This window comes from Pseudorhodoplanes sinuspersici, assembly GCF_002119765.1.
Classification (GTDB): domain Bacteria; phylum Pseudomonadota; class Alphaproteobacteria; order Rhizobiales; family Xanthobacteraceae; genus Pseudorhodoplanes; species Pseudorhodoplanes sinuspersici.
On sequence record NZ_CP021112.1, the window covers coordinates 2132375 to 2144995 of the forward strand.

General features: G+C 62.5%; 14 protein-coding genes. 4 read left to right on the top strand and 10 right to left on the bottom strand.

Going from position 1 to position 12621, the window contains the following annotated elements; translation table 11 throughout:
* Positions 1 to 135 precede the first annotated feature (135 nt).
* The 3 genes from ptsP to CAK95_RS10400 all read right to left on the bottom strand — a co-directional run bounded on the left by ptsP (position 136) and on the right by CAK95_RS10400 (position 5530).
* Positions 136 to 2403, bottom strand: a complete 2268-nt coding sequence (gene ptsP / locus CAK95_RS10390) for a phosphoenolpyruvate--protein phosphotransferase (protein WP_086087854.1) — start codon at positions 2401 to 2403, stop codon at positions 136 to 138.
* Between the two features lie 164 nt (positions 2404 to 2567).
* Positions 2568 to 3497 carry an NAD(P)-dependent oxidoreductase gene (locus CAK95_RS10395; RefSeq protein ID WP_086091329.1) on the bottom strand — a complete coding sequence of 310 codons (930 nt, stop codon included), beginning with the start codon at positions 3495 to 3497 and terminating at the stop codon, positions 2568 to 2570.
* 779 nt (positions 3498 to 4276) lie between these two features.
* Complete coding sequence (locus tag CAK95_RS10400) at positions 4277 to 5530, bottom strand: aspartate kinase (RefSeq protein ID WP_086087855.1); 1254 nt, start codon at positions 5528 to 5530, stop codon at positions 4277 to 4279.
* A 224-nt stretch (positions 5531 to 5754) separates the two neighbouring features.
* Between CAK95_RS10400 and ubiG the strand changes: the two genes are divergently transcribed.
* The 3 genes from ubiG (at position 5755) to CAK95_RS10415 (ending at position 7972) form a co-directional block, all read left to right on the top strand.
* The gene (gene ubiG / locus CAK95_RS10405; RefSeq protein WP_086087856.1) at positions 5755 to 6501 is read left to right on the top strand and encodes a bifunctional 2-polyprenyl-6-hydroxyphenol methylase/3-demethylubiquinol 3-O-methyltransferase UbiG; all 747 of its coding nucleotides are present in this window, start codon (positions 5755 to 5757) and stop codon (positions 6499 to 6501) included.
* Positions 6502 to 6577: 76 nt separating this feature from the next.
* Complete coding sequence (locus tag CAK95_RS10410) at positions 6578 to 6931, top strand: hypothetical protein (protein WP_086087857.1); 354 nt, start codon at positions 6578 to 6580, stop codon at positions 6929 to 6931.
* 141 nt (positions 6932 to 7072) lie between these two features.
* Entirely contained in the window at positions 7073 to 7972 is a 900-nt protein-coding gene (locus tag CAK95_RS10415) for a DMT family transporter (protein ID WP_086087858.1), read from the top strand.
* An 80-nt stretch (positions 7973 to 8052) separates the two neighbouring features.
* On the opposite strand, the gene CAK95_RS10420 is transcribed toward CAK95_RS10415, so the two are convergent.
* From CAK95_RS10420 to CAK95_RS10440, 5 genes are all read right to left on the bottom strand, one after another.
* Positions 8053 to 8400 (bottom strand): septal ring lytic transglycosylase RlpA family protein, encoded by a 348-nt coding sequence (locus CAK95_RS10420; RefSeq protein WP_086087859.1) that lies wholly within the window; start codon positions 8398 to 8400, stop codon positions 8053 to 8055.
* Between the two features lie 191 nt (positions 8401 to 8591).
* A complete protein-coding gene (locus tag CAK95_RS10425) occupies positions 8592 to 9071 on the bottom strand; it encodes a DUF1178 family protein (protein WP_086087860.1) in 480 nt (159 codons plus the stop codon).
* Complete coding sequence (locus CAK95_RS10430) at positions 9068 to 9949, bottom strand: carbon-nitrogen hydrolase family protein (protein WP_086087861.1); 882 nt, start codon at positions 9947 to 9949, stop codon at positions 9068 to 9070. Before CAK95_RS10430 ends, CAK95_RS10425 begins: the two co-directional genes overlap by 4 nt.
* Complete coding sequence (gene grxC, locus CAK95_RS10435; RefSeq protein WP_086087862.1) at positions 9946 to 10218, bottom strand: glutaredoxin 3; 273 nt, start codon at positions 10216 to 10218, stop codon at positions 9946 to 9948. Before grxC ends, CAK95_RS10430 begins: the two co-directional genes overlap by 4 nt.
* Positions 10219 to 10251: 33 nt before the next feature.
* Positions 10252 to 10998, bottom strand: coding sequence for a ComF family protein (locus CAK95_RS10440; protein WP_245303701.1), 747 nt, complete (start codon positions 10996 to 10998; stop codon positions 10252 to 10254).
* 78 nt (positions 10999 to 11076) lie between these two features.
* On the opposite strand from CAK95_RS10440, the gene CAK95_RS10445 reads away from it, so the two are divergent.
* Positions 11077 to 11985: a methyltransferase domain-containing protein gene (locus tag CAK95_RS10445; RefSeq protein ID WP_086087863.1), complete on the top strand. Its 909-nt coding sequence runs from the start codon at positions 11077 to 11079 to the stop codon at positions 11983 to 11985.
* On the opposite strand, the gene CAK95_RS10450 is transcribed toward CAK95_RS10445, so the two are convergent.
* On the bottom strand, positions 11982 to 12164 hold the full coding sequence (locus tag CAK95_RS10450) for a Flp family type IVb pilin (protein WP_086087864.1): 183 nt from the start codon (positions 12162 to 12164) through the stop codon (positions 11982 to 11984). The genes CAK95_RS10445 and CAK95_RS10450 overlap by 4 nt on opposite strands.
* Before the next feature lie 52 nt (positions 12165 to 12216).
* Positions 12217 to 12621: an 8-oxo-dGTP diphosphatase MutT gene (gene mutT, locus CAK95_RS10455; protein WP_086087865.1), complete on the bottom strand. Its 405-nt coding sequence runs from the start codon at positions 12619 to 12621 to the stop codon at positions 12217 to 12219.

Below are 12621 nucleotides of genomic sequence, written 5' to 3' on the forward strand. Positions count from 1 at the left end.
GTGTGTTCGATTTTTCAGCCGTTCGTCCTCGCGGAAGCGGGGACCCAGGAGCGACAGGCGCACGAACAAGCGATTCTGGGTTCCCGCTTGCGCGGGAACGAACGGGGAGAGTGTGACATCCAATCATAGTCCACGTCAGAGCTGAAGGTTTTCGGACGACGCGAAGCTCTCGATGCGTTGGCGCAGCGTCATGCCGGTTTCGGAATGATCGAGCAGCGGGCCAATCGTCGCCAGCGCTTTTTCCGCATCGAGGTCGAGCAGCATCGATTTCACCGGCCCCACGGCAGAGGGCGTCAGCGACAGCGAACGATAGCCGATCGCCACCAGCGTCAATGCGCCGATCGGCTTCGAGGCCAGTTCGCCGCATAACGTCACCGGCTTGCGATGTTCGCGGCCCTTGCGGGCGATCAGCCGCAGCGCCCGCACGAACGGCGCCGAGATCGGATCGTAGCGTTCGGCAACACGCGAATTGCCGCGATCGGCCGCATAGAGAAACTGGAACAGATCGTTCGAACCGACCGAGAGGAAATCGACGCGGGGCAACAGGTCGTCGAGCTGGAACAGCAGCGAGGGCACTTCCACCATCACGCCGATCTCGACCCGCTCCGGCAAGGTGTGGCCATGCCGGCGCAGATAGGTCAGCTCATGCTCGACCATCAGCTTGCCCTGTTCGAACTCACTGACATCGGCGACCATCGGGAACATCACGCGCAAAGCCTTGCCGGATGCGGCGCGCAGCAAGGCGCGGATCTGGCTGCGCATCAGACCCGGCCGGTCGAGGCCGAGACGGATGGCGCGCCAGCCCATGGCCGGGTTCTCTTCCTCGAAGGCGCTCATATAGGGCAGCACCTTGTCGCCGCCGATATCCAGCGTGCGGAAGGTCACCGGCTTTGCACCGGCGGTCTCCAGGACAGCGCGATAGAGCGCAAGCTGTTCGCCGATTCGCGGAAAGGTCGGGGCGACCATGAACTGCAATTCGGTGCGGAACAGGCCGATGCCGGCAGCGCCGGTTTCCTCGATATGCGGCAGATCGACCAGAAGACCGGCATTGAGATGCAGCGCGATCTCGTGGCCATCTTTGGTGACGCAGGGCTTGTCGCGCAACGCCTGATATTGTGCCTGTCGCCGCGCCCGCAACCGCACGCGTTCGACATAGGCGGCTTCGATATCCGGCGGTGGGCGCAGATAGACATCGCCGGTGATGCCATCGACGATCACCGGATCGCCGGATTCGACAAGGCCGGAGATATTCTCCACTTCGCCGACCGCAGGGATGCCCAGCGCGCGCGCCACGATCGTGACATGTGAAGTCGCGCCGCCTTCCTCCAGGATCAGGCCGCGCAGGCGCTTGCGGTCGTAATCAAGCAATGCGGCAGGACCCATCATGCGGGCGACGAGCACGGCGTTGTCCGGCAATTGCTCCTTGCTTGGCGCGTGATCGACGCCCATGAGCTGACGCATCAGCCGGTTGGCGAGATCGTCGAGATCGTGCAGGCGCTCGCGCAGGTAAGGGTCGGTGGCACGCAGCATGCGCGCGCGGGTATCCGATTGCACCCGTTCGACGCCGGCTTCAGCGGTAAGGCCGGTGCGGATCGCTTCGCGCATGCGCTGCAGCCAGCCGCGATCATGCGCGAACATGCGATAGGTTTCGAGGACGTCCTTGTGCTCGCCGCCATCGGCGATCTCGCCGCGCTCGAGCATCACATCGACGTCGGAGCGCATCGTGGCGATGGCATCGTCAAGCCGCTTGATTTCGCCCGGGATATCGTCGGCGACGAAATTCTTGATGACGACGCGCGGCTCATGCAGCACCGCGTGGCCGAGTGCGATGCCTTCGGCCAGCGGCGTGCCGGCGAGATGGCGGCGCGGATGCACCGCAGGTTCCGCACCGGGCGGCGCCAGCGCCGACAATTCGCCGGAGGCGATCATCTCCGCGAGCACCATCGCGGTGGTCTGCAGCGCCTCTTCTTCTTCCTCGGAATAGTTGCGATGGGCGCGGTTCTGCACCACCAGCACGCCAAGCGTGTTGCCGGCGCGCAGGATCGGCACGCCGAGGAAGGAGTGGTAAATCTCTTCGCCGGTTTCCGGCCGGTAGGCGAAGGCCGGATGCGATTGCGCGTCGGACAGGTTGATGGCGTTGGCCTGGCTGGCGACGAGGCCGACCAGGCCTTCGTCGATCCGCATCACGGTCTGGTGGACGGCTTCCCGGTTCAAGCCCTCGGTGGCGTAGAGTTCGAGGGTTCCGTCCATGCGCAGGACATAGACCGAGCACACCTCCGCGACCATGTTCGCGGCGATCAGCACCACAATCTTGTCGAGCCGGTCCTGCGCGCTGACCGGTTCCGCCATCACCTCGCGGAGCCGGCGCAACAGCACGCGCGGGCCGCCCATCGCGCCTCGCATGACGTTTGTTCCTTGAGCCTCACTTGCGGCTATAGCCGCTGGGGCGCTTGAGCCGCAAGCTTATCTCCCCTTCCCCCGCGAAGCGGTGGGGAGGGGTCGGGGGTGGGGGGTGAATTCGTTACAAGTTTGACATAGCCCCCCGGTTCACGTCGCTGGCGCGACGCTCACCGACCTTCCCCGCGGTCCAACTCGGGTTTACCCGAGTTGGACAACGAATTTGATTGGCCGAAGTCGGAAACATCCGACCCCGGCTGCGGGGGGAGGGAGAAGAAAGCGGACAATTCTCCAATTTCTTTCTTGTCTCCCGCCCTATCCACCGCCAGCCGCTGATAAAGCGCGGCAATGGCCTGATACATGTCCTGCGACGGGCCGCCGCCGTGGAAATGGGCGATCTCCTCCATTTCCGCCACCCAGCGATAGGCCTTGGGAAACATGTCCGGCACGCCGCGGGTGAAATAGGTCAGGAGCCCAGGCTGGCTGTCGGCGAGTTCCGCCTTCAGCGCCTCGCCAACGCCGGCGCGTTCGGCGGAGAGAATCATGGCCGAGCCGACCGCCGTCAGTCCCTTGGTGATGCCGCCATAAGACATCTTCAACGCGGAGGCTGCGCCGGCCGGCCTGTCGAGGTATCGGAAGATCAGGCCATCATCATTCAGCCGATCGACGATTCCGGATTGCGCACCGGAATAATAGAAGACCGGTCCCTTGTAGCCGGCCTTGGGTGGACCGCCGATGATGCCGGCATCGATGAAGGTGCATCCGGTTTTCTCGATGACATCTGCAATGTCTTTCACCGTATCGGGGCTGACCGCATTGCAATCGACATAGACCGGTTTCCTGTTTTCGGTGGTCAGCAATGGTGCGAGCCGCTGTGCCAGCGCCAGCGCTTCGCCGGGCGGCACGATCGACAGAATGATGTCGGCGGCAGCGATATCCGGCCAGCTTGCCGGTACCATGCCGGCATCTTTTGCGCGTTGCGCGCTCGCGGCGCTGCGTCCCTCGAGCGACGTCAAGACGCGAACGCCATTTTCGTGAAGCCGCTTTGCAACACCAGCGCCCATGGCGCCTTGAGCGATGATGGCAACGACGGGCTTCATGAGCGGCTCCTTCATTTCGGGATTTGCATCTCGGGGATGGCGCGCGGCATGCCGCATATTCTGTTCGATGTGAGTGATAGCCGGACTTCACGACCAAACAAGGTCCGAGGTGCTGTGTATTGCGATGTAGGACTGCACGTCCAAGCACCCGGACGACCGGAGACAATTGCCGGCGCGCAAAACTCCCACTTGACATCCTCCCCAAGTTATGATTTTTTTCCTATATCCCGTCCCGCTGAAGGGGCGTTTCATGAGCGTCGTGAGACGCGGGGCGGGGAGCGGTGGCCGAGTGGCGGGCAGACGTAACCCGCTGTGCGGTCGGTTCAAGCCGCGTCCCGCCAGGCTAGCTGCCCGGCGTTTCGGTGGAGGAACGTCCACTGGGGACGATGGAGCAGACCGTCAAACACCGCGCGCGGAACGCCGGAGTCTTTTCGGCGGTTCGTGGTGCTACCAATCTCATGCGCTTACTCACATCGCGCATGGGGCCATGGGCTGGCCAGAAAGCCCGGCGTTCCGCGCGCCCTTGCGCAAGCAAGGGAAGAAGCTGCGGTTTGGAAGACGGGCGCGCCCGCGCCGGCTAAAGAATGGGGCTGTTTTCGCGCGTCTTGCTTATCCCTCCCCTGGAAGGGGAGGGTGGCTCTGAGCGGAGCGAAGAGACGGGTGGGGAGTGCAAAAAAAGTGACCCCACCCCGCCACGCATCTCACATGCGTTCGATGCGCGCCGTCCCTCCCCTTTCAGGGGAGGGATAAGAGACGGAGTCCGGGGAGGGATAAAACCCTTAAGCCTTATCCAGCCCGTACAGCGAATGCAGCGTACGCACCGCAAGCTCGGTATAGGCGGCATCGATCAGCACCGAGAACTTGATCTCGGACGTCGTGATCGCACGGATGTTGATGTTGCGCGCGGCCAGCGCATTGAACGCTTTGGCGGCAACACCGGCATGGCTGCGCATGCCAATGCCGATCACCGAGACCTTCGCCACATCGGTCGCGCCGTCGAGGCGCTGATAGCCGATCTTGTCCTTGGCTTTGCCGAGCACATCGAGCGAGCGCTGATAATCGGCGGCCGGCACGGTGAAGGTGAGGTCCGTCGTCTTGCCGTCGGCCGATACGTTCTGCACGATCATGTCGACATTGATGCTGGTGTCGGCCAGCGGCCCGAAGATCGCCGCGGCGATGCCCGGCTTGTCCTCGACATTGCGAATGGAAATCTGCGCTTCGTCCTTGGAGAAGGCGATGCCCGTGACGACTTGTTGCTCCACGATATCCTCCTCGTCGCAAATCAGCGTGCCGGGCGGCATGCCGTGCGGATCGATGTCTTCCGGCTTGTCGAAGCTGGAGCGCACGAAGATCTTCACCTTGTGCACCATCCCAAGCTCGACCGAGCGAACCTGCAAAACCTTGGCGCCGAGCGAGGCCAGTTCGAGCATTTCCTCGAACGCGACCTTGTCGAGCCGCCGCGCCTTCGGGACAACGCGCGGATCGGTGGTGTAGACGCCATCGACGTCGGTATAGATGTCGCAGCGGTCGGCCTGGATCGCCGCCGCGATCGCGACCGCGGAGGTATCGGAGCCGCCGCGGCCGAGCGTGGTGATGCGGCCGGTCTGTTGATGGATACCCTGGAAGCCGGCGATCACCGCGACCTCCTTGCGCTCCTGGAAGCGCTTGACGAGCTCGGCGCCGTTGACGTCCTCGATGCGGGCGGAGCCATGCGCATTGCTGGTGAACATCGGCAATTGCCAGCCCTGCCAGGAGCGTGCGGTGATGCCCATGCTCTGCAGCACGATGGCGAGCAAGCCGGCCGTCACCTGCTCGCCGGAGGAGACGATGGCGTCGTATTCGCGCGCGTCGTGCATCGGCGAGGCTTCGCGGCACCACGCCACGAGCTCGTTGGTTTTGCCGGACATGGCGGAGACGACCACCGCCACATCGTGGCCGGCGTCATATTCGCGCTTCACATGGCGCGCGACGTTGCGGATGCGGTCGATATCGGCGACCGACGTTCCGCCGAATTTCAGCACAAGGCGTGACATGAAAGGATCGGCGCCCCGGGATGAAAAACACACGCGGCGGATGGGGCGGACGCGCCGGGTGCAAAGGCGGCGTATTCATAACGGCGACATGACAGCCCTGCAACCCGCCGCTTTCAGTGAAAAGTGATGGGAGGCGGGGTGTTTCACGGGGGTAAATCCCGTAGACACAAGCTGAAATACGCGTCGCAGGCGGCGCGGCGTTAACTTTTGTGACAAGGTAGCAGATGCCAGGGTCGGGACCATCCACCGTCGATCAGTCCGAGGTCGAGCAATTTTCGAAGCTCGCCGCGCAATGGTGGGATGAGCGCGGCCCGATGGCGATGCTGCACAAGTTCAACCCGGTGCGCCTGGCCTATATCCGCGATCAGGTCGCGGTCCATTTTGGACGCAATCCAAAGCAGATCGGCTGCCTCTCGGGCCTGCGCATCCTCGACATCGGCTGCGGCGGCGGCATCCTGTCCGAGCCGCTGGCAAGGCTTGGCGCCAAGGTTGTCGGTGCCGACCCGTCGGAGGCCAATATCGAGGTCGCCCGCCGCCATGCCGCACAGACCGATCTGATGGTCGATTACCGTGCCATGACCGCCGAGGCCTTGGCCGACAAGGGTGAGCGGTTCGACGTGGTGCTGGCGCTTGAAGTGGTCGAGCATGTTGCCGATGTCGGTCTGTTCATGCGCCGCTGCGGTGAGATGGTGAAGCCGGGCGGCCTGATGATCGCCGCCACCATCAACCGCACCATGAAGAGCTTTGCGCTCGCCATTGTCGGCGCCGAATATGTGCTGCGCTGGCTGCCACGCGGGACGCATCGCTGGGACAAGTTCGTGACGCCCGCGGAACTCGAAGATGCGATGCGCGCGGCCGGGCTCCGTGTGGTGGACGAGCGTGGCGTGATCTACCGTGTGCGCGCCGATAGCTGGCAGCTCTCCGACGATATGGACGTGAACTACATGCTCACCGCTGCGCGGAGCGCATGACCCGACGGCAAGAAAAGTTATCCGCCTAACCTTGCACCGTGCGATATTCGCCGATCTGAATTGCGGAGGGTCGGCCATGATCGTTGAAATCGTCACCTTCAACTTCCCCGCGGGACACGATCGCGCGACGGAGTTGGAGGCCGTGCGGAGCGTCACGCAGAAATGGGCCGCGAACAAGGACCTTGTCCGCAAGCAGTTTCTGTGGGGTCTGGGGGAGGCTGCAGGCACTGGTGCTGGCGTCTATGTCTGGCCGTCGATCGAGGCGTCCAAGAAGGCGCATGACGAAGAATGGCGCGAGGCGGTGAAGAAGCGCACCGGTGGCTACCCCACCATCCGCTATTTCGATCTGATGGCGCAGGTCGACAATGCGCAAGGCACGGTGACCGAATGGTCCGCGGATGGCGTCTCGCGAGAAGTTGTAACTGTGTGATGGCCAGTGAACTCACAATTCTTCCGTTCGTCCCCGCGAAGGCGGGGACCCAGCGCAAAAATCCTAGATTCCCGCTTTCGCGGGAATGAGCGGGTGTTGGTGCACTGCCTTCAACCAATTGCCTGCTGAAGAACCAGCCGCATGACTGACTACGGCTGGCTATGGATTGTATTCACGGTTCTTGCTGCCGCGGGGCAGACAGTCCGCAATGCGGCGCAACGGGAATTGACGGTGAAGCTTGGCACCGTCGGTGCGACGCATGTGCGCTTCCTGTTCGGCTTTCCGTTCGCGGTGATCTTTCTGCTCGGACTGATGCTGGTGACCGGCGCATCGCTGCCGAGACCGCCGGCTGTGTTCTGGCCATGGATCATCGACGGCATGGGCGCGCAGATCATTGCGACGGCGCTGATGCTCGCAGCAATGGGCGAGCGCTCGTTCGTCGTGACGATTGCCTACATCAAAACCGAACCCGTGCAGGTGGCGCTGTTCGGTTTGATCTTTCTCGGCGACACCTTGAGTATCGGCATGGTCGCAGCGATCCTGATCGCGACGGCGGGCGTGGTGGTGATGTCGCTGAAGCCCGGCGGCGCACCATCGGACAGCTGGCGACCGACATTGCTGGGTCTTGCGTCAGGCGCGATGTTTGCGTTGTCCGCGGTCGGTTATCGCGGCGCGATCCTGAGCCTGAATTTGTCAGATTATATGATGGCGGCGACGTTCACGCTGGTCGTCGGCTTGCTGCTGCAATCGGTGATCCTGTCGATCTATCTGATGCTGCGCAGTCCCGATGTGATGCGCGCGATCATGCAACAATGGCGGCCGTCCTTGTTCGCCGGGTTTATGGGTGCGACGGCATCGCAATTCTGGTTTTTGGCTTTCGCGCTGGCGACGGCGGCGAGCGTGCGGACGCTGGCGCTGGTGGAAGTATTGTTCGCGCAGGCGATCTCAACCTTCGTGTTTGGTCACAAGACGTCAGCGCGCGAAGGTTTAGGGATCGTGTTGATTGTGATCGGCGTCGTGCTGCTGATCTGGGCGCACTAGGGATTGATGGAAAAGAATCTCCGGTGGGCGCCCCCGTTCAACTTGTCATGACAAGCAGAACAAACGGGGGCGCACCAAAACTAATTCCGTGCCAGCGTGACCGGAGCGAGCCCGGCAACGCCGATGGCGCGTGCTGCAGCAGGCGACAGATCGATCACCCGGCCGCGTATAAACGGGCCCCGGTCCGAAATGCGGACCACGACGCTACGACCATTTTTCCGATTGGTGACACGGACATGCGTGCCGAAAGGAAGTGTGCGATGAGCGGCCGTCAGAGCCGCTGGATTCATCCGTTCCCCGCTCGCGGTCTTTTTTCCGGCATAGCCGTCACGATGGCCATAGACCGATGCAATTCCGGATTCTGCTTGAGCACCCCCTGCGAAGGAAAGACATACTGCAAACGCTACTGCGAAGGCTTTCGCCTGCATTCAAAACACCCCGGTGTTGTTGGAGAAGGGGGCGCCTTGCCGACGGAATGCGGCCACGATGTGGCAGCGAGGTATTTTCTGCTGGTGCTGCGGCAATCCTTCCGCTGCGCGAAAGGTCACTGTCCCATCAACGTACATCACTGTCCGTGAAGTGGACGTATTGTGAGCCGATGTGTCCCGACTGTCCTGAATTAATTCCGCTCGTCAGGAAGGATGGGCAGCGCGTGAAATTCGATGCCTTCGTCGTGCAATTCCTTGGCCTCTTCCGGCGAGGCTTCGCCGTAGATCGAGCGGTGCTCGGTCTCGCCGTAATGCATCTTGCGCGCTTCCTCGGGAAACTTCTTGCCGACATTGTCAGCGTTGCTGACGAGATGGTCGCGCAGCTCCTTCAGCTTGGCGCGGAATTCCTTTTCCTGTGGCGACATCATCGCCACGTTTTCAGAGGATGGTGCAGCTTCCGTTGTGGCCTGAACAGGTGCTTCCACCGGTTCGCTGCGCTTGCGTCCGCCACGCCCGATCGCCGGCGCCATGATCGCCTTTTCGATTTTCTTCGAATCGCAGGCGGGGCAGGTCACAAGTCCGCGCTTACGCTGCTTGTCATAATCGGCAGAGCTGTTGAACCAGATTTCGAAATTGTGTTTCCGCTCGCAAACGAGCGCATACCGAATCATGACGGATCACCAACAACGTGCAGATGCGCCGGCTCCGCGATCGGCGCAATGATATCAAAACGGCGGCCATGCTGCAGGGATGGCACTTTGCCGCGTGCTGCGGTCACCTCGGCAGGATCGATGTCGGCCATGACGACGCCAGGTTCGGTTCCGCCTTCGGCCAGAACGCGGCCCCAGGGATCGACGATCAGCGAATGGCCGAAGGTCTCGCGGCCGTTTTCATGCTTGCCGCCTTGGGCGGCAGCAAGAACGAAAGAGCCATTCTCGATCGCGCGGGCCCGGATCAGCGTCGTCCAGTGCGCTTCGCCGGTCTGGCGTGTGAAGGCCGCCGGGATCGTCAGCACGGTCGCGCCGGCTTCCGCCAATGCGCGATAGAGCGCCGGGAAGCGCAGGTCGTAGCAAATGGTCAGGCCGAAACGCGCCCAGGGCAGATCGACGAGAACGGCGCTTTCGCCCGGCTGATAGCTGCGCGATTCGCGATAGCTTTCGCCACCGGCAAGATCGACGTCGAACATATGGATCTTGTCGTAGCGGGCGACGATCTCGCCATGCGGATCAATCATGAACGAGCGGTTTGCCGCTCTCTCGGGCGAGACCTTGATGGCCAGTGATCCAACATGGACATGGAGCTGGAGCTTGCGTGCGAGTTCGCGAAACGCGGCAAGACACGGATCCTTGTCCTCTTCCATGATCGTCGCAAACAATGCGTCGCGCGACAGCTCCATGATATTGGTCATCTCGGGCGTCTGCACGTACTGTGCGCCACCCGCTTTTGCCTCGCCGATCAGCTTCACCGCCTCGTCGAGGTTGGCTTGCGGCGTCCGGCCTGATCGCATCTGGATCAGGCCGACGCGGAATTTTCCGTCCGTTCGGATCATGCCGCAGGTCCGGTCTCAGTCAGCAATGGGTCGAGTTTGCCCGCGTCGTTCAAAGCATAGAGATCGTCACATCCGCCAACATGGGTTGCGCCGATGAAGATCTGCGGCACCGTGGTGCGGCCATTGGCGCGTGTGGTCATCTCGCTTCGCAGTTCCCGGCTCCCGCCGACATCGATTTCCTTGAAAGGGACGCCTTTCTTGACCAGCAGATCCTTTGCCCAGCCGCAATATGGGCAATAGGCGGTGGTGTAGATTTCAACGGGAGGCATTATGGTTTCGGACAGTTTTATGACGTGTCTTCTCTATATGGGCGCGCGCACCTGGTCCACAACCCGCGCGAAAACCAGCACGTCCACCTGGCGGGCGCCGCCGCGCAGGAGCGCGCGGGCGCAGGTATCCGCAGTTGCGCCGGATGTGAGCACGTCGTCGATCAGAAGGACATGGCGCCCCAAGACGTCAGCCTTGCCGGCAGGGTCCACCCGAAATGCACCCTGTACATTGGTGGCCCGTTCGGACTTCGACAGTCCCACCTGCTGTGGCGTCGCCTTCACCCGGCGTAGGGCGGTGAAATTCGCCGGCACGCCGCTCTTGTCCGACAACAATTTGGATAGCGTCGCCGACTGGTTGAAACGGCGCGCCCACATCCGCCGCCAGTGCAGCGGCACCGGCACGATGACATCGGCATCGTCCAGCAGCTCCGTGCCGGCGCGGCCCATCCAGCCCGCCACGACCGGTGCGAGATCGAGCCGGTCGCCATATTTGAGAGCGTGGACGATGGTGCGGGCGATGTCGTCGTAGCGGACGGCGGCCCTGGCCCGCGCATAGGCGGGCGGGGCGGCCATCGCCTGCATGGAATAGATGCCCGGCCCAGGATCATAGGCGAAGGGTATGCCAAGCTTTTCACAGAAGGGCCGCTCGATCGGCGACAGCTTCGACCAGCAGGTGGCGCACAGGCCTGCGCCGTCGCCGACCGGGTCGCGGCAGGACGGGCAGAGCGGCGGCAACGCCACGTCCAGCGCCAGCCGCAAGGGCAGCCGGAGCGCTGACACGATTTGCGACAGGCGCGAAGGCCCGCCTTCGTTTATAGCCGTGTTGGGCATGGCTTTCAGGCTAGCGCCCCTAGGAGTTTGACGAAAGTGGCTGGAAGCCCCGTTCTGTTTGACCGATCTCTGCTGCGGCAGCGGCGCCTGCGGGCGCAGCGCGGTGAGCCGGTGACATTTCTGCTCAATCACGTCGCTGCTGACCTCATCGAACGGCTTTCGGTGGTGAAGCGGTCTTTCGCGATCGCGGCCGATATCGGCACGCCGACATCGGCGCTACGCAATTTGATGCGCGAGCAAAACCTGGCCGAGATGATCATCGGCGTCGATGCGTTGTTTCCCGCAAGCCCGAACCCATCCACGATTGCCGCTGATGAAGAAGCGTTGCCGTTTGCCGATGCGTCGCTTGATCTCGCGGTATCGGCGCTTGCGCTGCAATGGGTCAACGATCTGCCGGGAACGCTGGCGCAGATCAGGCGCGCATTGAAGCCAGACGGCTTGTTTCTTGCCGCGCTTCTCGGCGGCGAGACGCTGACGGAGTTGCGGCAATCTTTCGCGGCAGCGGAAGCGGAGATCGAAGGTGGCGTGTCGCCACGTGTCGCGCCGTTCGCGGATATGCGCGACATCGGCGCGCTGCTGCAACGGGCCGGCTTCGCATTGCCGGTGGCCGATATCGATCGTTTGATCGTTCGTTACGATACGCCGTTCGGTCTCATGCAGGATCTGCGTGGCATGGGCGCGACCAATGTTCTGCTGGAACGCCGGCGCACGCCCCTGAAGCGCGCCACTCTGCAACGCATGGCGCAAATCTATGCCGAGCGCTTCAGCGATCCCGACGGACGCCTGCGTACGACATTCGACATTGTGTGGTTATCGGGATGGGCGCCGCATGAGAGTCAGCAGCAACCCTTGCGGCCAGGTTCGGCGCGAACGCGTCTCGCCGACGCGCTGAAGACGACTGAATTTCCGGCAGGTGAGAAATCGGGCAGTCGTTAGCTCGTCATGGCAGTATAAACCCGATCATACATCGTCTTAACCGAGTCGCCGAGCGATATGACAGTCGAGACCACCGCGACGGCGATGCCGGCGGCGATCAGCGCATATTCGATGGCAGTCGCGCCGTCTTCGTTGCGAACGAAGCGGTGGATCGTCTCGGGCAGTCGTCGCACTTGCATAGGCCTGTCCTGTTCTGCACGCTTCAAATGCCGGTGCGATCGAATGCACCGGTTACAACAGCGCCGTCAGGTGAGGAATAAGCGGCTCGTCAGCCGGAGGCATCGGATAGTCCCGCAGCTTGTTCGGTCTGACCCAGGCGAGCTCTGTGTGGTGTTGCGTTGTCACCTGACCCTCCCAGCGTCGGCACACATAGAGTGGCATCAGCAGGTGAAAATCAGGATAGCTGTGGCTCGCAAAGGTCAGAGGAGCAAGGCAGGCTTCCCGGACCACAATTCCCAGTTCCTCCGATAACTCCCGGATCAGCGTCTGTTCGGGCGTTTCGCCGGGTTCCACCTTGCCGCCAGGGAATTCCCAAAGGCCCGCCATCGCTTTACCGGCCGGCCGCTTCGCGATCAGGATGCGGCCGTCGGCATCGATGAGGGCGCAGGCGGCGACAATGAGAAGTCTGGCGCTCAC

Excerpts from the sequence above, each read along its gene's own strand:
- ptsP (WP_086087854.1), bottom strand. The coding sequence starts at position 2,403 with ATGCGAGGCGCGATGGGCGGCCCGCGCGTGCTGTTGCGCCGGCTCCGC.
- CAK95_RS10395 (WP_086091329.1), bottom strand. The coding sequence starts at position 3,497 with ATGAAGCCCGTCGTTGCCATCATCGCTCAAGGCGCCATGGGCGCTGGT.
- CAK95_RS10400 (WP_086087855.1), bottom strand. The coding sequence starts at position 5,530 with ATGTCACGCCTTGTGCTGAAATTCGGCGGAACGTCGGTCGCCGATATC.
- ubiG (WP_086087856.1), top strand. The coding sequence starts at position 5,755 with ATGCCAGGGTCGGGACCATCCACCGTCGATCAGTCCGAGGTCGAGCAA.
- CAK95_RS10410 (WP_086087857.1), top strand. The coding sequence starts at position 6,578 with ATGATCGTTGAAATCGTCACCTTCAACTTCCCCGCGGGACACGATCGC.
- CAK95_RS10415 (WP_086087858.1), top strand. The coding sequence starts at position 7,073 with ATGACTGACTACGGCTGGCTATGGATTGTATTCACGGTTCTTGCTGCC.
- CAK95_RS10420 (WP_086087859.1), bottom strand. The coding sequence starts at position 8,400 with ATGCAGGCGAAAGCCTTCGCAGTAGCGTTTGCAGTATGTCTTTCCTTC.
- CAK95_RS10425 (WP_086087860.1), bottom strand. The coding sequence starts at position 9,071 with ATGATTCGGTATGCGCTCGTTTGCGAGCGGAAACACAATTTCGAAATC.
- CAK95_RS10430 (WP_086087861.1), bottom strand. The coding sequence starts at position 9,949 with ATGATCCGAACGGACGGAAAATTCCGCGTCGGCCTGATCCAGATGCGA.
- grxC (WP_086087862.1), bottom strand. The coding sequence starts at position 10,218 with ATGCCTCCCGTTGAAATCTACACCACCGCCTATTGCCCATATTGCGGC.
- CAK95_RS10450 (WP_086087864.1), bottom strand. The coding sequence starts at position 12,164 with ATGCAAGTGCGACGACTGCCCGAGACGATCCACCGCTTCGTTCGCAAC.